At 59.7% G+C, this 20,641-nt stretch carries 16 protein-coding genes; 5 read left to right on the forward strand and 11 right to left on the reverse strand.

Annotated features, from left to right (window positions below; genetic code table 11):
- Window positions 1–10: 10 nt before the first annotated feature.
- Window positions 11–202, reverse strand: coding sequence for a YnbE family lipoprotein (locus ACUW6V_RS01300; RefSeq protein WP_004388543.1), 192 nt, complete (start codon window positions 200–202; stop codon window positions 11–13).
- The gene (locus tag ACUW6V_RS01305; RefSeq protein WP_454037901.1) at window positions 199–2,841 is read right to left on the reverse strand and encodes a YdbH family protein; all 2,643 of its coding nucleotides are present in this window, start codon (window positions 2,839–2,841) and stop codon (window positions 199–201) included. The genes ACUW6V_RS01300 and ACUW6V_RS01305 overlap by 4 nt, the downstream gene beginning before the upstream one ends.
- Window positions 2,842–3,052: 211 nt before the next feature.
- Here ACUW6V_RS01305 and ACUW6V_RS01310 point away from each other — a divergent pair, with 211 nt between their 5' ends.
- The gene (locus ACUW6V_RS01310) at window positions 3,053–4,042 is read left to right on the forward strand and encodes a 2-hydroxyacid dehydrogenase (protein ID WP_004388292.1); all 990 of its coding nucleotides are present in this window, start codon (window positions 3,053–3,055) and stop codon (window positions 4,040–4,042) included.
- Between the two features lie 53 nt (window positions 4,043–4,095).
- Window positions 4,096–4,518, forward strand: a complete 423-nt coding sequence (gene hslJ / locus ACUW6V_RS01315; protein WP_007896943.1) for a heat shock protein HslJ — start codon at window positions 4,096–4,098, stop codon at window positions 4,516–4,518.
- On the opposite strand, the gene ACUW6V_RS01320 is transcribed toward hslJ, so the two are convergent.
- Entirely contained in the window at window positions 4,519–4,785 is a 267-nt protein-coding gene (locus ACUW6V_RS01320) for a putative hemolysin (protein ID WP_015386690.1), read from the reverse strand. It lies immediately after the preceding gene.
- 278 nt (window positions 4,786–5,063) lie between these two features.
- Between ACUW6V_RS01320 and nifJ the strand changes: the two genes are divergently transcribed.
- Window positions 5,064–8,585: a pyruvate:ferredoxin (flavodoxin) oxidoreductase gene (gene nifJ, locus ACUW6V_RS01325; protein ID WP_454037902.1), complete on the forward strand. Its 3,522-nt coding sequence runs from the start codon at window positions 5,064–5,066 to the stop codon at window positions 8,583–8,585.
- Between the two features lies 1 nt (window position 8,586).
- Here the strand turns inward: nifJ and ACUW6V_RS01330 are convergent, their stop codons facing one another.
- The 3 genes from ACUW6V_RS01330 to exaC all read right to left on the reverse strand — a co-directional run bounded on the left by ACUW6V_RS01330 (window position 8,587) and on the right by exaC (window position 12,385).
- The gene (locus ACUW6V_RS01330; protein WP_454037903.1) at window positions 8,587–9,633 is read right to left on the reverse strand and encodes a hypothetical protein; all 1,047 of its coding nucleotides are present in this window, start codon (window positions 9,631–9,633) and stop codon (window positions 8,587–8,589) included.
- A gap of 167 nt (window positions 9,634–9,800) precedes the next feature.
- Entirely contained in the window at window positions 9,801–10,832 is a 1,032-nt protein-coding gene (adhP, locus tag ACUW6V_RS01335) for an alcohol dehydrogenase AdhP (RefSeq protein WP_454037904.1), read from the reverse strand.
- Window positions 10,833–10,864: 32 nt separating this feature from the next.
- Window positions 10,865–12,385, reverse strand: coding sequence for an acetaldehyde dehydrogenase ExaC (exaC, locus tag ACUW6V_RS01340; RefSeq protein WP_007850080.1), 1,521 nt, complete (start codon window positions 12,383–12,385; stop codon window positions 10,865–10,867).
- A 271-nt stretch (window positions 12,386–12,656) separates the two neighbouring features.
- Here exaC and ACUW6V_RS01345 point away from each other — a divergent pair, with 271 nt between their 5' ends.
- Window positions 12,657–14,462, forward strand: a complete 1,806-nt coding sequence (locus ACUW6V_RS01345; RefSeq protein WP_454037905.1) for a sigma-54-dependent Fis family transcriptional regulator — start codon at window positions 12,657–12,659, stop codon at window positions 14,460–14,462.
- Here the strand turns inward: ACUW6V_RS01345 and ACUW6V_RS01350 are convergent.
- The 3 genes from ACUW6V_RS01350 to ACUW6V_RS01360 form a co-directional block, all read right to left on the reverse strand.
- The gene (locus tag ACUW6V_RS01350) at window positions 14,443–15,513 is read right to left on the reverse strand and encodes a class I mannose-6-phosphate isomerase (RefSeq protein WP_076729092.1); all 1,071 of its coding nucleotides are present in this window, start codon (window positions 15,511–15,513) and stop codon (window positions 14,443–14,445) included. The genes ACUW6V_RS01345 and ACUW6V_RS01350 overlap by 20 nt on opposite strands.
- 17 nt (window positions 15,514–15,530) lie before the next feature.
- A complete protein-coding gene (locus tag ACUW6V_RS01355) occupies window positions 15,531–16,388 on the reverse strand; it encodes an SDR family oxidoreductase (RefSeq protein WP_054624747.1) in 858 nt (285 codons plus the stop codon).
- 403 nt (window positions 16,389–16,791) lie between these two features.
- Window positions 16,792–17,904 carry an endonuclease/exonuclease/phosphatase family protein gene (locus ACUW6V_RS01360; protein WP_097565659.1) on the reverse strand — a complete coding sequence of 371 codons (1,113 nt, stop codon included), beginning with the start codon at window positions 17,902–17,904 and terminating at the stop codon, window positions 16,792–16,794.
- A gap of 285 nt (window positions 17,905–18,189) precedes the next feature.
- Between ACUW6V_RS01360 and ttcA the strand changes: the two genes are divergently transcribed.
- A complete protein-coding gene (gene ttcA / locus ACUW6V_RS01365; protein ID WP_007868124.1) occupies window positions 18,190–19,122 on the forward strand; it encodes a tRNA 2-thiocytidine(32) synthetase TtcA in 933 nt (310 codons plus the stop codon).
- A 39-nt stretch (window positions 19,123–19,161) separates the two neighbouring features.
- On the opposite strand, the gene ACUW6V_RS01370 is transcribed toward ttcA, so the two are convergent.
- Together ACUW6V_RS01370 and zntB are read right to left on the reverse strand one after the other, a co-directional pair.
- Complete coding sequence (locus tag ACUW6V_RS01370) at window positions 19,162–19,311, reverse strand: hypothetical protein (RefSeq protein ID WP_004387322.1); 150 nt, start codon at window positions 19,309–19,311, stop codon at window positions 19,162–19,164.
- Window positions 19,312–19,632: 321 nt separating this feature from the next.
- The gene (zntB, locus tag ACUW6V_RS01375) at window positions 19,633–20,616 is read right to left on the reverse strand and encodes a zinc transporter ZntB (RefSeq protein WP_004387321.1); all 984 of its coding nucleotides are present in this window, start codon (window positions 20,614–20,616) and stop codon (window positions 19,633–19,635) included.
- Window positions 20,617–20,641: the final 25 nt, after the last annotated feature.

The following is a 20,641-nucleotide window of genomic DNA, read 5'->3' on the forward strand; positions in this document are numbered from 1 at the left end:
GGTCGCCTCCTCAGAAGAGATCGCTGCGGCTTTGCAGCAACGCTTCGACGTCTTTATCCACTTTAATATGGATATCGTGTTCAATTTTGACGTTCATATTAATGGTAATCGGCTCTTTGGGTGCCGCCACCTCAATGCGCGGCGTACAGCCGCACAGCATCAGGGTGATGACGCCTGCCAGCAGCGTGATTGCGGTTTTCATGGTTGTTCCTCGCAGGTCTTCCCTGACGTTGCCTTGCAACGCGCGGCGGGCAGCGTCGCGTGTTGCTCAAGCCAGGACTGTAAATTATCGCCGAAACGCAAGCTGCGCCACAGTGTGAAAAGATTTTCCTGATGCTGATAGTTAAGCCGCACGCCGCTGGTTTTGCCGTCCACGTGGCTTTCGCCCTGGAACTCCGAGCGCATGCGCAGCACGCCGAGATTATCAACATCCAGCCGCGTCCAGGAGCGGGAGATTTCCATATAGCGCAGCCAGTTGACCGCCGCCGCGGCCGCCGCGTTATCCCGCGCCATCGCGTCCGCCATCTCTTTATCCATGCGCAGCGTCAGCGGGCCGGGGCTGGTGAGCCAGCCGTCATGCACAATCCATTGCGGGTTATCGACCCACAGCGGCAGCGCGCCGTTAATGGCACCGGAGAGCGCCACCTGTTTGACGTTGGTCGCGGTAATCAGCTCGCTCGACGAGATATTTTCAAGACGCAGCAGCGCCGCTGTGTGCTGCGGCAGGCGCAACTGCTGCATGCGGATTTTGCCGCCGAGCAGCGACGCGCTGACGTCGCTTAACACCAGCGGGCTCGCCTCGCTCCACGGATAGCTGCCCTGCAGTGACGCCGTAATATCCCGCGCCGGCACCTGGCTTTGGATCTCCGCGATGTTCAGCCGCACCGGCCCGCGCGTACCGAGTTGCCAGGTCGAATCGCGAAAGCGGAACGGCAGCACGAAGTCCACGCCGTTAAACTGGTTGTCTTTGGTCCAGGCGCTGCCCTGTTTCACCACGCCGTGACCGCCCGCCTCGAATCCCTGGCCTGCCGCGGCGGAAAACGCCACCTGCGCGTAAAAACCGCCGTCGCGCAGCAGCAGTTTCCAGTCCGGCGGCAGCAGCGGCTGGAAGACGGCGAGCGGCTGCGGCGACCACCAGGCCTGTCCGCGCAGGCGCTCGCCATCCCAGCGGCCATTGACGCGCACCGGGCCAATCTCACCCGCGTGCAGATCGCCTTTAAACTGGAACGCGCTCGGGTCGCGCCCCTGGACGCTGAAATTAAGCGTTGACGGCGGCAGGCTGGCACCGCTGGTAAAGCGCGTGGCGCCGGCATCCAGCTTCAGCGCGCCCTCCAGCCCCTGAGTCGCGGCTCCCCGCGCCCAGCGCACCGGTGTGCTCAACGCCAGTTGCGGATGGTCGACCGTCAGGCTCCCGTACTGCCATTTGTCGAAACGCGTGTTGAGTTCACTGAGCGTGATCACCTCGTCGCGCCACTCGCCGCGCCCGCCGACAGACCAGCGCGACCGCATCGGTTCAAAGGTGCCGTTGCCCCAGTAGCGCCAGCGCCACAGGCCCGCATCGGGGAGAAAATCCTCGGCGCGGCCATCAAGATGCAGCAGCATATCGCCCTGACCCGGCTCGCTGGCGCGCGCGATGGCCTGCAAACGCCCGTCAATGCCCTTTTCCGTCACCGTCACGCCCGCCAGCGGCCAGCGGATCTCTTCAATATTGAGCGCATCAATGACCCGGCCGCGCGAGCGCAGCAGCGCGCCCGGCATAAAATGCAGCGCAGGCGACAGCAGCGGACCGCGCAGCATGGCGGGGAGGCTGGCGTAAAACGCCAGCGCGTCCTGTTTCGCCTCGCCGGTAATGCGCAGCGGCATCGCGCTCTCGCGCAGGCTCAGGGTGCCGGGGCCGAAGGTCATGACTGCGTTGCCCTTCCCGGCATTCCCCTGCGTCACCACATTCACGCGTCCGCTGATGCGCGCGGCATCCAGCCCGCCGCGCCAGTTCTCCACGCGCAGCGCGGCGCGACCGCTTAGCGGAAAGCCCTCATACGGCCAGCGCCAGCGCCCGTCGCTGAAAGCAAACGAATCGTGACCGGCCTGCCACGGGAGATCGAGCAGCGGATCGGGATCATCCTGCGCAAAGAGTAATAACTGCCCTTCGCCGCCGCGCCACGTCACTTCGGCGCGGGCGTCATGCGGCGCCTGGGGGAGTGAAAAACGCGCCTGCGCCTCGCCTTTGGTCGGAATACCGTCTGGCATCAGCCCTAACGTGAAATCGCCGAGCAGCGACACCGGCGGCTGGCCGTCAAAGAGGTACAGACGCAGGCGCTCCACCTTCAGCGCCTGCCTTTCAAGCCTGGCGCTCACGTCCAGCTTGTCGCCGGTAAAAGCAATGCGCTGCGCCTGCGGGCTGAGGCTCGCCTGCAGTGTGCCGACATAGTCCGGCAGGTCGGCGAGTTTAAGGCGCGCTATCTCCACCTCGCTTTCCGGCAGCATCGCCTGCCACTGGGCGAGCGTGCGCGGCGCGCCGGGCGCGGGGTCGTCAGGTATGGCGCTGAAACAGCCGGTATTGAGCGTGAGCGCGTCCAGATGCAGCCGCCAGCGCGTCGGGTGGCTCAACACGACATGTTGCGCGTGGGCGAGTTCGCAATCGCCCGCGAAATAACGCAGATCCGGCAGCACAATAGCGGAGCGGGTCAGGCGCGGGCGCTGCTCCAGCGCAATGCGCGTTCCCTGCGGCAGCCAGACGCCCGCGAGCGTCGGCAGCCAGTAGCCCGCGGTTAACAGCAGCGCCAGAGGCAGCAGCACAACCAGAAGTAATAAAGCGATGACGGCTCTGTATTTACCCTTCATGGGCCGTTAATATCCTGATTCAGCGAGAAATTATGCCGAAGAAAGCCATTATTCTGACAGCTTTGCCAGGCGAGGTGAAGCCAGGGCGGCTCTGAAAGCATAGTTGACCTAGAATTAGAGGTAAGCACCTGTTCGACAATTAATTTTTAAACTTTGTACGATATTTTTAATTATGCTAACGTGATCACAGCAAATCACTGGAGAAAGTCTTATGAAACTGGCGGTTTATAGCACAAAGCAGTACGACAAAAAGTATTTGCAGCATGTTAACCAGGAATATGGCTTCGATCTTGAATTTTATGACTTCCTGTTAACCGAGCGCACGGCGAAAACCGCCATTCATTGCGACGGCGTCTGCATTTTCGTTAACGACGACGCCAGCCGTCCGGTGCTGGAAGAGCTGAAAAAGCATGGCGTGAAATTTATCGCGCTGCGCTGCGCGGGCTTTAACAACGTCGATCTCGACGCGGCAAAAGAGCTAGGGCTGAAAGTCGTTCGCGTGCCGGCTTACTCACCGGAAGCCGTGGCTGAACACGCGGTGGGCATGATGATGTGCCTCAACCGCCGCATTCACCGCGCGTATCAGCGCACCCGCGACGCTAACTTTAACCTCGAAGGGCTGACCGGCTTTACGATGTACGGCAAAACCGCAGGCGTTATCGGCACCGGTAAAATCGGCGTCGCGGCGCTGCGCATTCTGAAAGGCTTTGGCATGCGCCTGCTGGCGTTCGATCCGTACCCGAGCGCCGCCGCGCTGGAGATTGGCGTGGAATATGTCGACCTGCCGACCCTGCTGGCGGAATCGGATGTCATCAGCCTCCACTGTCCGCTGACGCCGGAAAACTACCACCTGCTGAACCAGAGCGCGTTCGAGCAGATGAAAGACGGCGTAATGATCATCAACACCAGCCGCGGTGCTTTGATCGATTCCCAGGCCGCGATTGAAGCGCTCAAACGCCAGAAAATCGGCGCGCTGGGGATGGACGTGTATGAAAACGAACGCGATCTGTTCTTTGAAGATAAATCCAACGATGTGATTCAGGATGACGTGTTCCGCCGTCTTTCCGCCTGCCACAACGTGCTGTTCACCGGCCACCAGGCGTTTCTGACGGAAGAGGCGCTGATCAGCATTTCTGAAACCACGCTTGGAAATCTGCGCCAGCTGGAACAGGGCCAGCCCTGCCCGAACGAGCTGGTGTAACACCGCCGACGCGCCGCCTGGCGCGTCGCGTTTTTTACCTCAGGGAGACGACCATGAAAAAAATCCTTTTCACCTTGCTGGCGGGAATGACGCTCGCCGGTTGCCAGAACACGGCGACGTCAAACGTGACGCCTGAAACGCTGCAACACCACCGCTACGTGCTGCAAACCGTCAACGGCGCGCCGCTCGACTCAACGCACCGCGTGCCGGAGCTGAGCTTTGGCGAGCGTATGCATGTCTCCGGCAGCATGTGCAACCGCTTTATGGGTCAGGGTGAACTGCATGGCGATACGCTGAAGGTGCAGGGGCTCGCGTCAACGCGCATGCTGTGCGCCGAACCGCAGCTCAACGAGCTGGATAAGCTGATGAATGAGATGTTAAGCCAGGGAGCGACGGTGAGCGTGGAGAAACAGCAGCTCACCCTGAAATACCGCCAGTACAGTCTGGTCTATAAACTGGCGGATCTGATGTCGTAATCAGTACGCGGCGCAGGCGCCAGAGGCGAGCGCCGCTTCGCTGCAACGTTTGCCGTTGGGCAGCGCGCACATACCGGTGGTCGTGCCGTCAAGCTGGCGCGCGACCGACAGCGAGCCCCCGACCATCGCGCAGTTCGCCTGCCCTGCACTCGACAACGCAGCCCGCATTCCCGGCGGCACATGGGCCGCGGTGGCCTGCTGAACGGGTTCGCTGCTGCATGCCGATAATAGTAACGCGGCACATCCTACCCAAAACGCTGCTCGCATGTTTCTCCCCTTTCGTTGACAAGCAAAACCTGAGCATCATAGGCCGCCCGACGCGGCGCGTCGAGATTCCCGCTGCTGCTTTTTTGGACGAAGACACATTTTTTTGCGCTTTTCGGCCTCTTTCTCTTGATCCTGCGCATGAAATGATTCACCTCGCGAATAGTCAGTACACAAAAACGAAAATCCCGGCTTCAGGGCTTTGCTAAAATTCCCTTATTACTACAGGGTCTGTTGCGTCCGCACAGATCTGACAATGTTGCGCAATGTAAGGGTCTTTTATGATTACTATCGACGGCAACGGCGCAGTCGCTTCAGTCGCTTTTCGCACCAGTGAAGTTATCGCTATTTATCCCATCACGCCGAGCTCCACGATGGCGGAACAGGCCGACGCCTGGGCCGGCAACGGGATGAAAAACGTCTGGGGCGACGTCCCGCGCGTGGTCGAGATGCAGTCCGAGGCGGGCGCTATCGCGACCGTCCACGGCGCGCTCCAGACCGGCGCGCTCTCCACCTCGTTTACGTCTTCCCAGGGTTTGCTGCTGATGATCCCGACGCTCTATAAGCTCGCGGGCCAGCTCACGCCTTTTGTGCTGCACGTGGCGGCGCGCACCGTCGCTACCCATGCGCTCTCTATTTTCGGCGATCACTCTGACGTCATGGCCGTACGCCAGACCGGCTGCGCGATGCTGTGCGCCTCAAGCGTTCAGGAGGCGCAGGATTTCGCGCTGATCTCCCATATCGCCACGCTGAAAAGCCGCGTGCCGTTTATTCATTTCTTTGATGGTTTTCGTACCTCGCACGAAATCAACAAAATCGCGCCGCTCGCCGATGACACAATCCGCGCCCTGCTGCCGCAGGCGGAAATCGACGCCCACCGCGCCCGCGCGCTCAACCCGGAACACCCGGTGATCCGCGGCACCTCCGCCAACCCGGATACCTATTTCCAGTCCCGCGAGGCGACCAACCCCTGGTATGACGCGGTCTATGACCATGTCGAACAGGCGATGAACGATTTCGCCGCCGCCACGGGCCGCCAGTACCGGCCGTTTGAGTATTACGGCCATCCGGAGGCCGAACGGGTGATTATCCTGATGGGTTCCGCCAGCGGCACCAGTGAAGAGGTGGTGGATGAACTGCTCACCCAGGGCGAGAAAGTGGGCGTGCTGAAAGTCCGCCTGTTCCGCCCGTTCAGCGCGCGTCACCTGCTGGCGGCGCTGCCGCAGAGCGTCCAGCGCATCGCGGTACTTGATCGCACCAAAGAGCCTGGCGCGCAGGCGGAGCCGCTTTATCTGGATGTGATGACCGCGCTGGCGGAAGCCTTTAACCGCGGCGAGCGCGACAGCCTGCCGCGCGTCATCGGCGGCCGTTACGGGCTTTCCTCCAAAGAGTTCGGGCCGGACTGCGTACTGGCGGTATTCAATGAACTGCGCGCCGAAAAACCGAAACCGCGCTTTACCGTCGGTATTTATGACGACGTGACGCATCTCTCCCTGCCGCTGCCGGAGAATACGCTGCCCTCTCACGCGCGCCTGGAGGCGTTGTTTTACGGGCTTGGCAGTGACGGCAGCGTCTCGGCCACCAAGAACAACATTAAAATTATCGGTAACGCGACGCCGTGGTACGCCCAGGGCTATTTCGTTTATGACTCCAAAAAGGCGGGCGGCCTGACCGTTTCCCACCTGCGCGTCAGCGAGCGGCCCATTAACTCCGCGTATCTGGTGAGCCAGGCGGATTTCGTCGGCTGCCATCAGCTGCAGTTTATCGATAAATACCAGATGGCCGAGCGCCTGAAACCCGGCGGTATTTTTCTGATTAACACGCCTTACGCGCCGGATGAGGTGTGGCATCAGCTGCCGCAGGAAGTCCAGGCGGTGCTGAATAACAAAAACGCGCGCGTCTTTGTGGTGAACGCCGCGAAAATCGCCCGCGAATGCCAGCTCGGCGCGCGCATCAACACTGTGATGCAGATGGCGTTTTTCCATCTCACGCAGATCCTGCCGGGCGACAGCGCGCTGGAGGCGCTCCAGGGTGCCATCGCCAAAAGCTACAGCAGCAAAGGCCAGGAGCTGGTGGAGCGCAACTGGCAGGCGCTGGCGCTGGCCCGCGAATCGCTCTTCGAAGTGGCGCGCCAGCCGGTGGATGAGACCAGCCATCTGCGCCCGCCCGTGGTTTCCGACGCCGCGCCCGATTTTGTCAAAACGGTGACCGCCGCGATGCTGGCAGGGCTTGGCGACGCGTTGCCGGTTTCCGCGCTGCCGCCGGACGGGACCTGGCCGCTCGGCACCACTCAGTGGGAGAAACGCAATATCGCGGAAGAGATCCCCATCTGGAAAGAGGCGCTTTGCACCCAGTGCAACCACTGCGTCGCCGCCTGCCCGCACTCGGCGATCCGCGCCAAAGTGGTGGCCCCGGAAGCACTGGCTGACGCGCCCGCCTCGCTCGCCGCGCTGGATGTGAAATCCCGCGATATGCGCGGCCAGAAATATGTGCTGCAGGTCGCGCCGGAAGACTGCACCGGCTGCAACCTGTGCGTCGAGGTCTGCCCGGCGAAAGACCGCCAGAACCCCGAGATCAAGGCGATTAATATGATGTCGCGTCTGGAGCACGTGGAGGAAGAGAAACGCAACTATGACTTCTTCCTGAACCTGCCGGAAATCGATCGCAGCTCGCTTGAGCGTATCGACATTCGCACCTCGCAGCTCATCACGCCGCTGTTTGAATATTCCGGCGCATGCTCCGGCTGTGGAGAAACGCCCTATATCAAGCTGCTGACCCAGCTTTACGGCGATCGACTGCTGATTGCCAACGCCACCGGCTGCTCGTCGATTTATGGCGGCAACCTGCCCTCGACGCCGTACACCACCGACGCCAATGGCCGCGGCCCGGCGTGGGCAAACTCGCTGTTTGAGGATAACGCAGAGTTTGGCCTCGGCTTTCGCTTAACGGTCGATCAGCATAAGGCACGCGTGCAGCGCCTGCTCACACAGTTTGCCGATAAACTCACGCCTGCGCTGTATGAGGCGCTGCAAACTGACGCCACGCCGGAGGTGCGTCGCGAACAGGTCGCAGAGCTGCGCCAGCAGTTACAGGGCGTGGAAGGCGCGCAGCAGTTGCTGACCGACGCCGACGCGCTGGTGGAAAAATCCATCTGGCTAATTGGCGGCGACGGCTGGGCATATGACATCGGTTTCGGCGGCCTCGATCACGTGCTGAGCCTGACCGAGAACGTCAATATTCTGGTGCTCGATACGCAGTGCTATTCCAACACCGGCGGACAGGCGTCGAAAGCCACGCCGCTTGGCGCGGTGACGAAATTCGGCGAACACGGCAAGCGCAAGGCGCGTAAAGATCTCGGCGTGAGCATGATGATGTACGGGCATGTTTACGTGGCGCAGATTTCGCTGGGCGCGCAGCTTAACCAGACGGTGAAAGCGATTCAGGAGGCGGAAGCCTACCCCGGCCCGTCGCTGATCATCGCCTACAGCCCTTGTGAGGAGCACGGCTACGATCTGGCGCTGAGCCACGATCAGATGCGCCAGCTTACCGCGACGGGCTTCTGGCCGCTCTATCGCTTCGACCCGCGCCGCGCCGACGAAGGCAAACTGCCGCTGGCCCTCGATTCGCGCCCGCCGTCAGACGCGCTGGCGGAAACCCTGCTCGCCGAGCAGCGCTTCCGTCGCCTCAACGCGCAGCAGCCGGAGGTGGCCGAACAGCTCTGGAAAGACGCCGCCGCCGACCTGCAAAAACGCTACGACTTCCTGGCGCAGCTCGCCGGCAAAGCCGAGAAAGTCAGCGAGTAATTTAGCGCTTATCTTTTTCATCGCCCCTGTTTTTGGCAGGGGCGTTTTCGCCAAGCTCCTCGCGGCTTAATACCCGATACCAGGTAAATTTATCGCCGGTCGTGCATTTCACCGCCACGCCGTGTAAATCCCCGTCTTTCAGGAAAAACCCACGGTACTGATTTTCCCCCACCGCTAAATAACGCGCCTTTTCGCCAAGTTCATAAATCGTCTGGTAGCGATCGCCGCAGCGAAACGTAGTACGGGTATCAAACTGATAAAAGGAATTTAATAACGCGCCGCCCAGCGTGCGGAGATTCGCTATCATTAATCCCGACAGAATACAGGTAAATACCACGACAAATATATACTGACTGTCCAGAGAGAGTTTGGCCCGTTTCTTGCGCCTTTTAAGGTTCGCCTCCATCACGCCTGCAATCGCAATCACAATTAAATAGGCAATATTCACCACAATGAATGCTGCAAAAAATAACGTCATTGACCAGGTGGTATACGGGAGTAGTGCCGCAGAAATATCCCAGGATTCAAGCAACGTGCCGCTGGCGATCATTCTGGCAAAAAACAGCACCAGCGCCAGCAGCAGCGTCAGTGCTTTGCTCAGTAACGACGCGGCGCGCGGGGAGAGGACCGAAAGGCAAAACAGATAAGAGAGCGTCAGGCTGCCCGCGCCGAAAAAGCAAGAGGCAGCCACCAGAGACCAGACGATAATGCCAGGGGCATGCGCGACCGCCAGTAAAAAGCTTACGGAGATAGTAAGCATGGCGGTACGAGACAACGACACCGAGGCTTTCACTTTGCTGTTCTGCTTGCGCGGCAGGAAACCCTTCAGACGTTTGCGCTCCTGAGTATGAAACGCCGTGCGTCCGTAATAATCGATAATATACGCACACACCCACAGCATATTAAACCAGATGGCTGCGCCGTTAAGCGACGGGTGATGGGTTTTATTCGCCACGGCCAGAAGAAAAATCGTAATAAACCAGTTAATACACCAGAAGAGAATAAGCGCGGGCAACTGGCGCGAGAATTTATGCAGTAAGCCAAACATGACCTTTCCTTAAGTCACAAAACCCACACCTTAATGAGAAATATTTTGGCCTGCAACCTGACCATATGGATGCAATGACGCAACGTGATTATTTATGAAAGTACAATGACAGATGATACTCATCAGAATGAGATGTAATAAGCGCCGCCTCCCTGCGGCGCTTATTTTTACAGCGACATATCCACCACGATGCGGCCGGTAATTTTCCCGTTGCGCATGCGGTCGAAAATATCGTTGATATTCTCCAGCGGCTCGACTGCAATTTCCGCCGCTACTTTATTATGACCCGCGAAATCAAGCGCCTCCTGGAGATCCTTACGCGTACCGACAATCGAGCCGCGCACCGTGGTGCCGTCCAACACCATATCAAAGATAGAGAGATCGAATTTACCCGGCGGCAGGCCGTTCAGCACCATCGTACCGCCGCGGCGCATCATGGTGGTCGCCTGGGCGAACGCTTTTGGCGACACCGCCGTTACCAGCACGCCGTGCGCGCCGCCGAAAGTGTCATAGAAATAGCTGCCCGGATCGACCTCCAGCGCGTTGGCCGTCACCTGCGCGCCGAGGCGTTTCGCAAACTCCAGCTTATCGTTATCAATATCCACCGCCGCCACGTTCAGCCCCATCGCGTTGGCGTACTGAATCGCCAGATGCCCTAACCCGCCGATGCCGGAAATCACCACCCAGTCGCCCGGTTTGGTGTCGGTCATTTTCAGCCCTTTATAAACCGTCACCCCCGCACAAAGGATCGGCGCGATATGGGTAAACTCGACGTTATCCGGCAGGATGCCCACATAATTGGCATCTGCCAGACAATACTCGGCAAAGCTGCCGTTAACCGAATAGCCTGAGTTTTGCTGGCTGTGACAAAGCGTTTCCCAGCCCCCGAGACAGTGTTCGCAGTGCCCGCAGGCGGAATAGAGCCACGGCACGCCCACGCGATCCCCCTCTTTAATGTGCGTCACGCCCTGGCCGACCGCCACGACATGCCCCACGCCTTCATGGCCCGGAATAAATGGCGGGTTCGGTTTCACCGGCCAGTCACCTTCCGCCGCGTGGAGATCGGTATGACACACGCCGGTCGCCGCGATTTTTACCAGCACTTTACCTGGTGTGACTTCCGGCACCAGCACTTCCTGGATCTCCAGCGGCTGCCCGAAGGCCTTGACCACGGCCGCTTTCATTTTCATCACTTTCATCAGTTACCTCGTTAACGGGTCGTTCGGATGGATCAGAAAAGGTTCAGAGGCTGAATGTCATAGCTGACCAGCACATTTTTCACCTGCTGGTAATGCTCCAGCGCTTTTTTATGGGTTTCGCGGCCAATGCCGGAATTCTTGTAGCCGCCGAACGCGGCATGCGCCGGATAGAGGTGGTAGCAGTTAGTCCAGACGCGGCCCGCTTTGATTTCGCGACCCATGCGCCACGCGAGATTGGTATCACGCGTCCAGACGCCCGCGCCAAGACCAAATTCCGTGGCGTTAGCCAGTTTCAGCGCCTCGTCAGCGTCTTTAAAGGTGGTGATGCCGATAACCGGCCCGAAGATCTCTTCCTGGAAGAAGCGCATCTCGTTTTCGCCTTTAATCAGCGTTGGCTCAATATAGAAGCCCTTCTCGAGCGCCGCGCCGTGGTTCACACGCGAGCCGCCCGCGAGGATCTGGCCGCCCTCGCCGCGCGCGATATCGATGTAAGAGAGAATTTTGTCGAACTGCTCCTGAGAGGCCTGCGCGCCAATCATGGTGTCAGTGTCATAGGGGTCGCCTTTACGAATATTGGCCATACGCGCCAGCACACGTTCCATAAAGGGTTCGTAAATCGATTCCTGAATCAGGGCGCGGGACGGACAGGTACACACTTCCCCCTGGTTAAAGAAGCCCAGAATCAGCCCTTCGGCCGCTTTTTCGATAAATTCAGGCTCTGCCTGCATAATGTCGGCAAAGTAAATATTAGGCGACTTTCCGCCAAGCTCGACGGTGCTGGGGATAATATTTTCCGCCGCGCAGGCCAGAATATGCCGCCCGACCGGCGTCGAGCCGGTAAACGCGATTTTCTCGATGCGTTTGCTGCGCGCGAGCGCCTCGCCTGCCTCCTGCCCGAAGCCGTGCACCACGTTCACCACGCCCGGCGGCAGCAGATCGCCAATCAGCTCCATCAGCACGGAAATGCCAAGCGGCGTCTGTTCCGCAGGCTTTAGCACCACGCAGTTGCCCGCCGCCAGCGCGGGCGCAAGCTTCCACGCCGCCATCAGGATCGGGAAGTTCCACGGGATTATCTGCCCGACCACGCCGAGCGGTTCATAAATGTGATACGCGACGGTGTACTGATCGATTTCCGCGACGCTGCCCTCCTGGGCGCGCAGACAACCGGCGAAGTAGCGGAAGTGGTCGACCGCCAGCGGAATATCGGCGTTCAGCGTTTCGCGAATCGGTTTACCGTTATCCCAGCTCTCGGTGAGCGCTAATTGTTCGATATGGCCCGCCATGCGATCGGCGATGGCCAGCAACAGGTTCGAGCGCTCCTGTACGCTGGTTTTGCCCCACGCGGGCGCTGCGGCATGGGCCGCGTCCAGCGCGCGCTCAATATCGGCTGCGCCCGAACGCGGGAACTCCGCCACCACCGCGCCCGTCACCGGCGTGGTGTTAGTGAAATATTGACCTTCGACAGGCTCGACAAACTGACCGCCAATAAAGTTTCCATAACGCTGTTTAAAGCTAACGAGAGCACCAGGCTGACCGGGGTGAGCATATTTCATGGCAGATTCCTCAGTGTAGCGACAATCGGTTAAGCACAGTTATCTGTGCGGCGCACAGAGATAAGCAGGTCTTATGCCAGAGTGGTGAGCTGGGTGAAAAATCTCCATTAAACCTTTATAAACAATCGGTTAAGATCGAGGTTTTTGAATCGTCGGCGCGCAGGGCAGACACGGGACACGGAAAATGTCGCGGAACTGTGTCATGTGTCGCAACACATGCGACACCAAAATGCTACATATTTGAAACATATATACCCACCCGGAGAATGCCATGCCGCACAGCGCCTCGTTGACCTCCGCAGGCTTAACGCCGTACTGCGACGACCTGTCTTTTCCGTGTCTGCTGAATGACTCCTGGCAGCGCAGCCAGCGCTACGGGCTGACCCGCGACGATGACGCCACTTCGTTTGTCAGCCGCGCCCTGCTTGAAGAGGCGCGATCGCAACACGGCTGGCTGAAAACGCTCGCCCGCCCGCTGATGCAGCGGCTCGGTGAGAGTCTGAGCCGCGCGCCGTCTGTTGTGGTCGCCACGGACGATACCGGTCTCGTGCTGGATACCTTCGGCAATAATCAGTTTCTGCATAAGGCGCAGCGCGTGGCGCTCGCGCCCGGTAATCTGTGGGGCGAACACGCGCGCGGCACTAACGCCATCGGCACCGCGCTGGCGCTGCACGCGCCGTGCGAGGTCCACGGCAGCCAGCATTTCCTCAATCAGAACGCCGGGCTTTACTGCTACGGCGTGCCGGTGTTCCGTCCGGACGGGCAAATCGCGGGCGTGCTGGATCTCTCCACGCCTGCACGGCAGCCCGTGGCCGAGGCAGGCCGCCTGATGCGCCAGGCCGTGCGCCAGCTGGAGCACGACTGGGTTATCGCGCAGCTCGACGCCCAGCAGTGGCTGCTGCGCCTGCACACCGATCCTGCCGCGCTCGGCTCGGCACAGGAGTTGCTGCTGGCGTTCCGCGATAACCGGCTGGTGGCCGCCAATAAACTGGCGATGGACGAATTCAAGCTTTCCACCGCGCATATCGGCACGCTTTCGCTTGACGCGCTGTTCCCGCTGGCGTTGCCTGCAAGTGATGACACCGCCCTTACCGCCATTAACCAGCGCCGCTACCACACCCGCCGTCAGCTTCCGGCGCGGCGCGTCTGGGCCGCGTATCCCGCGATTTCGCAGGAAGAAGAGAGCGGCGTTGAAACCGCCAAAGCGCTGCGCCTGCTGAACGCGGGCATCGCGCTGTGCATTACCGGCGAAACCGGCTGCGGCAAAGAACATCTGAGCCGCCGCCTGCATCAGCAGAGCCAGTGGCGCGACGGCCCGTTCGTCGCCATTAACTGTGCTGCGCTGCCCGAGCAACTGATTGAGTCGGAGCTTTTCGGCTATCAGCCCGGCGCATTTACCGGTGCCAGCAGCCGCGGCTATATCGGTAAAATCCGCGAAGCCGACGGCGGCGTGCTGTTTCTGGATGAAATTGGCGATATGCCGCTTGCCATGCAGACCCGCCTGTTGCGGGTGTTGCAGGAGAAAAAAGTGGTGCCGCTCGGCGGCACCCGCGCCGTACCGGTGACCTTTACCCTTATCTGCGCCACTCACCGTCCACTGGACGAGATGGTGGCGCGCGGGGCGTTTCGCGAAGATCTCTTTTACCGGATTGAAGAGTACCGGCTGCGCATTCCGCCGCTGCGCGAGTGGCCCGCGCTGCCGCGTTTTGTCCAGCGGCTGTGGCAGGAGCTGGGCGGGGCGCGCCGCGGCGTCACGCTGTCTGCCGATCTGGTTGACCATATCGCGCGTCTGCCGTGGCCGGGAAACGTGCGCCAGCTTGCGAGCCTGCTGAAAGTGTTGCTGGCGCTGGCGGACGATGGTGACGTTGTCACGTTAAGCGACCTGCCGCCCCCCTATTGTTCTGTGGCCGGCCATAAAGAACCGGCGCAGCCTTCAGAGAAAACTACGCCGGATGTGGACGCCATCTTGCAGAGCGTGAACGGTAACATGAGCCTTGCGGCGCGTAAGCTTGGCGTCTCGCGCAGTACGCTCTACCGGCGGCTTGAGAAACAGCGCGCTAGCGCAGGCGTCCGCTGATATCGCCAAGCGCGTCGATGGCTGTCTGCGGGTAGCCTGCCGCGCGCAGCGGCGCGACAATCTCCTGCGCCAGATCCGGCACGTAACTCACTAGCAACTCCCCTTTGCCGCAAAACTCCGCCTCGCCGAGTGCAGCGGGCAGAATCACGCTCTGCGCGCGCTCAAGCGTCATCACCGCGTTACCAGGCGTGTGAATCGTCACCGGCGCGCCGATATTGGTGACAATGCGCACCGAGGAGAAGTGGTAGTCGTAGCAGGTATCGAAGCGCCAGCGCTCCAGCGCGAAATAAGGACCTGCGCAGCACAGCAGACGCTGGACGGCCTCGCACTCCTCCAGCACCAGCCCGCGCTGCGGCTGGGTCAGCAATTCGGGGCGCAATTCTTCCAGCAGTTTATCGATGTTACGCGCCTGCTCGTCAGGCGGCACTGGCGAGCCATCTTCCATATTCCACGGCATCGCATGCTGCTGAATATCAGACGTCTGCTCGATCTCATAGATAAGCGTATCCGGCCCGAAGGAGTGCAACTGCCCGCCCGGCACATAGATCGTATCGCCGGTTTTGAGCGGCAGGCGGTACATGACGCGGTCATAATCGCCCGCCAGTAACGCTTCGCGGATCGCCTCTTTTTTGACGCCGGTTTTGATACCAACAAGGCAGGTCGCGCCGGGTGCGGCCCAGAGAATATGCCAGGCCTCGGTTTTGCCATTCGGCTGGTTTTCCAGGCGCTGCGCGATGTCGTCGTTAGCGTGCAAATGCACCGGCAGCATGCCGCTGCCATCGATAAATTTGCTCAGAAGCGGAAAGTACGGGCCGCGCCAGCCTGGCGCGACCAGTTCATCAGGATAACGGATCGCAAGCTCACGCAACGACATGCCAGCGTATTCGCCATTGGTGATGGTCGCTATCATGCCGTCGACGTCGCTCACCTCCCAGGTTTCCGCGATGCGCGATTCCGGCAGTTCCGCCTTACCGAGCTGCGTTTTGATGCGCGTGCCGCCAAAAATGTGGGTTGCAAGCGGCGTCGTCAGCGTCAGCGGATAGTTGAGCATCCCTCTCTCCTTTTTTATCAGATAACCGCCTGGCCGCCCGTGACGGCGACGGTCGCGCCGGAGACGTAGCTTGCCTCGTCGCTTGCCAGCATGACATAAACCGGTGCCAGCTCAGCAGGCTGACCAGCACGCGCCAGCGGCACCTGGCTGCCGAATTCCTTGACCTGTTCCGGCGGCATGGTGGACGGAATCAGCGGCGTCCAGATGGGGCCGGGTGCGACGGCGTTCGCGCGAATGCCTTTTTCGGCAAGCAATGCGGCCAGGCTGCCGGAGAAGTTCACGATAGCCGCTTTGGTGGCGGAATACGCGATGAGCTTCGGCTTCGGCTGGTCGGCGTTGACCGAGGCGGTATTGATGATTGAGCCGCCCGCGGGCATATGCGGCACGGCCGCTTTGCAGATCCAGAACATACCGTACAGGTTGGTTTTCATGGTGCGGTCGAACTCTTCATCGCTGATTTCATCCAGCGAATCGCGGGTCATCTGGAACGCGGCGTTGTTGACCACGATGTCGATTTTGCCGAACGCATCGGCCGCTTTTTGTACCAGCGCGCGGCAGTGGGCGGCGTCGGTGATATCGCCGGGCACCAGGACCGCTTTGCGGCCCGCCTCTTCCACGAGTCGCGCGGTATCTTTGGCGTCGTCATGCTCATCGAGATACGAAATAAGCACATCGGCCCCTTCGCGGGCATACGCGATGGCGACCGCGCGGCCAATACCGGAGTCACCGCCGGTGATGATGGCGGCTTTACCGGTGAGACGGCCTGAACCCTTGTAGCTGGTTTCGCCGTGATCGGGCTGCGGCTGCATTTTGGTGGTGCTGCCAGGGACATTCTGCTGCTGTTCCGGGAATGGCGGTTGTGGACGTGTCGTCATGGTTTGTTCTCCTGTTTCTTTTCATTTCGCGCCTTTAAAACGCGAAAGACATCCGGGTTTCAGGAACCTGACGCTTATCAGCGCCAACGATGAAATCAGGTTTCAGTATAGTTGACGAGATATTTATGCAAGCGAAGCGGGAAACCAGACGGGTAATTTTTATCCGCTGCGGGGGGTTATTTTTGCGGATTGAAAGCACGCCAGGCGCGTTATTAACGAGGCGGAGAGGAACACCAATAACGTTTTATATAACAGTATCTTAGCGGCAAATAATTCGACTATAAAAAGAGAAAAATATAACGCGTGGCGTGCTGGCTTTTATTATTCTTTCACCCGATGAGAAAACGCGGATAAATCCGGGCCAGCGCGTCATTGTGCAGGCCCGGCTATAAATTCGTCGCGTTCAGATATTAAGATCCACCCACAGTGCTGCGTGATCGGAGCCAGCCTGCTGCGGCTTTTTCAGCTCCGGGTAAACCTCCCATTTTACCGGCCGCTCGCCGGGCCACATGCCTTTGCGGATAACGCCGCCTGCGGTGACGCGCTCCCAGAGCGCGGGCGACAGCAAAATGTAATCGAGCTTGTTGTTTTTGGCGCTGTTGCCCCAGGTGCCGGGGTATCCGCCGTTATCGAACGCCGGGTGCGTGAAAGCGTCGCGCAAATCGGTCTCTTTGAGCAGCGGTGCCAGGGCGTCGCTCTCTGGCGTGTCGTTGAAATCGCCCGCAATCGCAATAAACTGCTCGCCGGCATCGCGGCGCGCCTTGTAGATTTCCGCCACCCGCTGCGCCTGCGCTTTACGCCTGGCGTCGGACTCCGCTTTGCCGCCGTAGCCTTTACTTTTCAGGTGGTTCACCATCACCCACAGCGTGTCGCCGCTTTTCAGCGGCACCGAATATTCCGGGCAGTCGCGCGAAAAAATCAGCTGGCCGCGCGCGTCGCGATCGTCCACGTGGCTGCGCATCAGGCCGATGGGATAGTTCGCGCCAGTAAGCAGGCCAACGTCAATACCGCGGGTGTCGTTGCCGTCGATGACCATGACGTGACGAAACGGCTCGCCGCCGAGCGCCGCGATAATCTCCTGGTTAAACGCCGCCAGCGCCGGACGGCTCTCCGCCTCTACCACCGCCAGGACATCGGCGTTAAGATCGCTCATCACTTTCGCGGTGATGCGCATGGCGACTTCATCGACCGGCGATTCGATAAGTTCAAGCGAGCCGACCCAGTCGGCGCGGCCGCTGGCGATAATCTCGATACCGCCGTCGCGCGGGCGTTTCAGCAGGTTGCCACGGTTGCGACGCAAAATGACAAACGGCCCGGTGTCTGATTTCTCAAGCCCGAGCGCCACCATCAGCTTTACCATCTCTTTTTTACTGGCCTCGCTGTAGGTGATTTCGCCGAGCAGTTCATTCAGCCGTGCGAACTTTTCCAGCACCGGCCGCCCCTGCGACCAGCTACTCTGCGACATGACGCGCGCGCGATCGAACAGGTTTTCTACGTTATAAGACGCCAGACGCATAGCCCCTCCCGTGATGGTTTTCCCCTGCCGCTGGCTCCACAGCCCGGCATGCGGTCTTTCTCAGTGTGGCAGCAAAATGTTACGGCTTCAAAACAGGGGTGTGCGGTGCAAAACGCGCTGGTATTCGTCGCGGTAATCCGTACCATACACGCCACGCACAGGAACAATATTCGGGCCTGCTGGCGCAAGCGGCGATATCCGCCGGGCGCGGGCAAGCCAACGGTGAATTCGCGCGCCGGGCAATCCGCCAGGGCGCGCCGCAACGCAGAACTGAGCCACTTTTAAATGTCTGAAATTCAAGAAATTAGCAAAAAAGAGCAGTACAACCTCAACAAGTTGCAGAAGCGCCTGCGCCGCAATGTCGGAGAGGCCATCGCCGATTACAACATGATTGAAGAAGGCGACCGGATTATGGTCTGCCTCTCCGGCGGTAAAGACAGCTACACAATGCTGGAAATTCTGCGCAATTTGCAGCAGAGCGCACCGGTCAATTTCTCACTGGTGGCGGTAAACCTCGACCAGAAACAGCCGGGCTTTCCGGAGCATATCCTGCCGGAGTATCTGTCATCGCTTGGCGTGGAATATAAAATCGTTGAGGAAAATACCTATGGGATCGTCAAAGAGAAGATCCCGGAGGGGAAAACTACCTGCTCGCTCTGCTCACGCCTGCGCCGCGGCATTCTTTACCGCACCGCCACCGAGCTTGGCGCGACGAAAATCGCGCTCGGCCATCACCGTGACGACATTCTGCAAACGCTGTTCCTGAACATGTTCTACGGCGGCAAAATGAAAGGCATGCCGCCGAAGCTGATGAGCGATGACGGTAAGCACATTGTGATTCGCCCGCTCGCCTACTGCCGTGAAAAAGATATTGAGCGTTTCTCGCAGGCGAAAGGCTTCCCGATTATCCCGTGCAACCTGTGCGGCTCACAGCCCAATCTGCAGCGCCAGGTGATCGCCGATATGCTGCGCGACTGGGATAAACGCTATCCGGGCCGTATCGAAACCATGTTCAGCGCGATGCAGAACGTGGTGCCGTCGCACCTCTGCGACACCGAACTGTTCGATTTCAAAGGTATTCATCACGGCTCTGAGGTGGTGAACGGCGGCGATCTGGCGTTCGATCGCGAAGAGATCCCGATGATGCCTGCGGGCTGGGCACCGGAAGATGACGCGGCGCCACCGATGCAGCGCCTCGACGTGCTGGAAATCAAATAAGGCTGATGCCCTCCCCGCGGAGGGCTTTTTTTTGCGCGCTTAACGCATATGCGGCGGTGGGTCGTCGATAGGACGCGGGTCGGGTGATGGGGGATCGGGCACGGGCTGCGGCGTTGGGATCGGGTCCGGCACCGGTACGGGATCGATGGGCACCGGATCGCTCATGCGGGTCTGATACAGATGCTGCATAGTCGCTTCCTCTTTACATGGCAGATACCCTAAGCGTAGAAGATGCGTCACAGAAGGGAAAAGCGCGGCGCGGGTGTGCCAGAATGCAGAGAGTAAAACGCAGGCAAAAAAAAGCCGACTTAAACAAGTCGGCATCGTACGAATCAATTGTGCTATGCAGTAATTCAAAAAAGGAAGTAAGACAATATGGAGCGCAACGCCCATCGCTTGACGTTGCATTCACCTGCGACAAGAATGATGCCGTGAAACGACGTGCCATTTCTTGATATCGCTCAAAGTCGTGAGGATTTTTCGTTCAGTTCTCGCTCGAAATACGTTTTTTTACAACCATTTACTTCGATGTAACCACCACGTAACACCGCCGATCAGCAGCACCAGCGCCACGCAAAACACGCTAAACCCAAGATGCCAGCCGCCGCCGGGAATACCGCCGAGGTTGACGCCAAACAGGCCGGTGAGAAACGTGCTGGGCAAAAAGACCATTGCCATCAGCGACATCGTGTAACTGCGCCGCGACAGCGACTCCTGCATCGTCTGGGAAATCTCATCGGCCATGACCGCGGTACGCGCGATGCAGGCATCGATTTCATCCAGGCCGCGGCCAAGACGGTCGGCGATATCCTGCATGCGGCGGCGGTGATCGTCCGTCATCCAGCTAAAACGCTCGCTGGCGAGGCGGGAAAAAACATCGCGCTGCGGCGACATATAACGGCGCATCACAATCAGTTGCTTGCGCAGCAGCGCCAGCACGCCGCGCGGCGGCACGATCTCTTCGAGCAGGTTGTCTTCAAGATCGATGATTTTATCGTGCAGCTCTTCGATGAATTCGCTGGCGTGGTCGGTCAGCGCATCGCAGGCGTCAACCAGCCAGCCGCCGACATCCGCGGGGCCGCTGCCCTCGTTGAGGTCGTGAATAATGTCGTCGAGCGCCAGCACCTTACGCTGGCGCGTGGAGACGATAAGCCGCTCGTCGATGTAAAGCCGCATCGCCACCAGCTGGTCTGGCCGTTCATCGGTGCTGCCGTTGATGCAGCGCAGCGTAATCAGTGTGCCGTCGCCCATGCGGGTGACGCGCGGGCGCAGGCTTTCGCCCGCCAGCGCGTCGCGCACCAGATTCGGCAGCAGCGGCGTCTCAGTGAGCCACTGCGCGCTTTCCGGGTTGGCATAGTTCAGATGCAGCCAGCAGGGATGGTCTTTATCGATAACAGCGTCATCCTGCAATGGTTTCACGCCACCGTGGCCGTCCAGCAGCCAGGCGATGACCGCGTCCGGCACATTGACTTCCGAGCCTTTAATGGCCTCCATCGTATCTCCTGATGTCAGTTCAACG

The organism is Cronobacter sp. 153480017-3 (assembly GCF_053627815.1).

Excerpts from the sequence above, each read along its gene's own strand:
- ACUW6V_RS01300 (WP_004388543.1), bottom strand. The coding sequence starts at position 202 with ATGAAAACCGCAATCACGCTGCTGGCAGGCGTCATCACCCTGATGCTG.
- ACUW6V_RS01305 (WP_454037901.1), bottom strand. The coding sequence starts at position 2,841 with ATGAAGGGTAAATACAGAGCCGTCATCGCTTTATTACTTCTGGTTGTG.
- ACUW6V_RS01310 (WP_004388292.1), top strand. The coding sequence starts at position 3,053 with ATGAAACTGGCGGTTTATAGCACAAAGCAGTACGACAAAAAGTATTTG.
- hslJ (WP_007896943.1), top strand. The coding sequence starts at position 4,096 with ATGAAAAAAATCCTTTTCACCTTGCTGGCGGGAATGACGCTCGCCGGT.
- ACUW6V_RS01320 (WP_015386690.1), bottom strand. The coding sequence starts at position 4,785 with ATGCGAGCAGCGTTTTGGGTAGGATGTGCCGCGTTACTATTATCGGCA.
- nifJ (WP_454037902.1), top strand. The coding sequence starts at position 5,064 with ATGATTACTATCGACGGCAACGGCGCAGTCGCTTCAGTCGCTTTTCGC.
- ACUW6V_RS01330 (WP_454037903.1), bottom strand. The coding sequence starts at position 9,633 with ATGTTTGGCTTACTGCATAAATTCTCGCGCCAGTTGCCCGCGCTTATT.
- adhP (WP_454037904.1), bottom strand. The coding sequence starts at position 10,832 with ATGAAAGTGATGAAAATGAAAGCGGCCGTGGTCAAGGCCTTCGGGCAG.
- exaC (WP_007850080.1), bottom strand. The coding sequence starts at position 12,385 with ATGAAATATGCTCACCCCGGTCAGCCTGGTGCTCTCGTTAGCTTTAAA.
- ACUW6V_RS01345 (WP_454037905.1), top strand. The coding sequence starts at position 12,657 with ATGCCGCACAGCGCCTCGTTGACCTCCGCAGGCTTAACGCCGTACTGC.
- ACUW6V_RS01350 (WP_076729092.1), bottom strand. The coding sequence starts at position 15,513 with ATGCTCAACTATCCGCTGACGCTGACGACGCCGCTTGCAACCCACATT.
- ACUW6V_RS01355 (WP_054624747.1), bottom strand. The coding sequence starts at position 16,388 with ATGACGACACGTCCACAACCGCCATTCCCGGAACAGCAGCAGAATGTC.
- ACUW6V_RS01360 (WP_097565659.1), bottom strand. The coding sequence starts at position 17,904 with ATGCGTCTGGCGTCTTATAACGTAGAAAACCTGTTCGATCGCGCGCGC.
- ttcA (WP_007868124.1), top strand. The coding sequence starts at position 18,190 with ATGTCTGAAATTCAAGAAATTAGCAAAAAAGAGCAGTACAACCTCAAC.
- ACUW6V_RS01370 (WP_004387322.1), bottom strand. The coding sequence starts at position 19,311 with ATGCAGCATCTGTATCAGACCCGCATGAGCGATCCGGTGCCCATCGAT.
- zntB (WP_004387321.1), bottom strand. The coding sequence starts at position 20,616 with ATGGAGGCCATTAAAGGCTCGGAAGTCAATGTGCCGGACGCGGTCATC.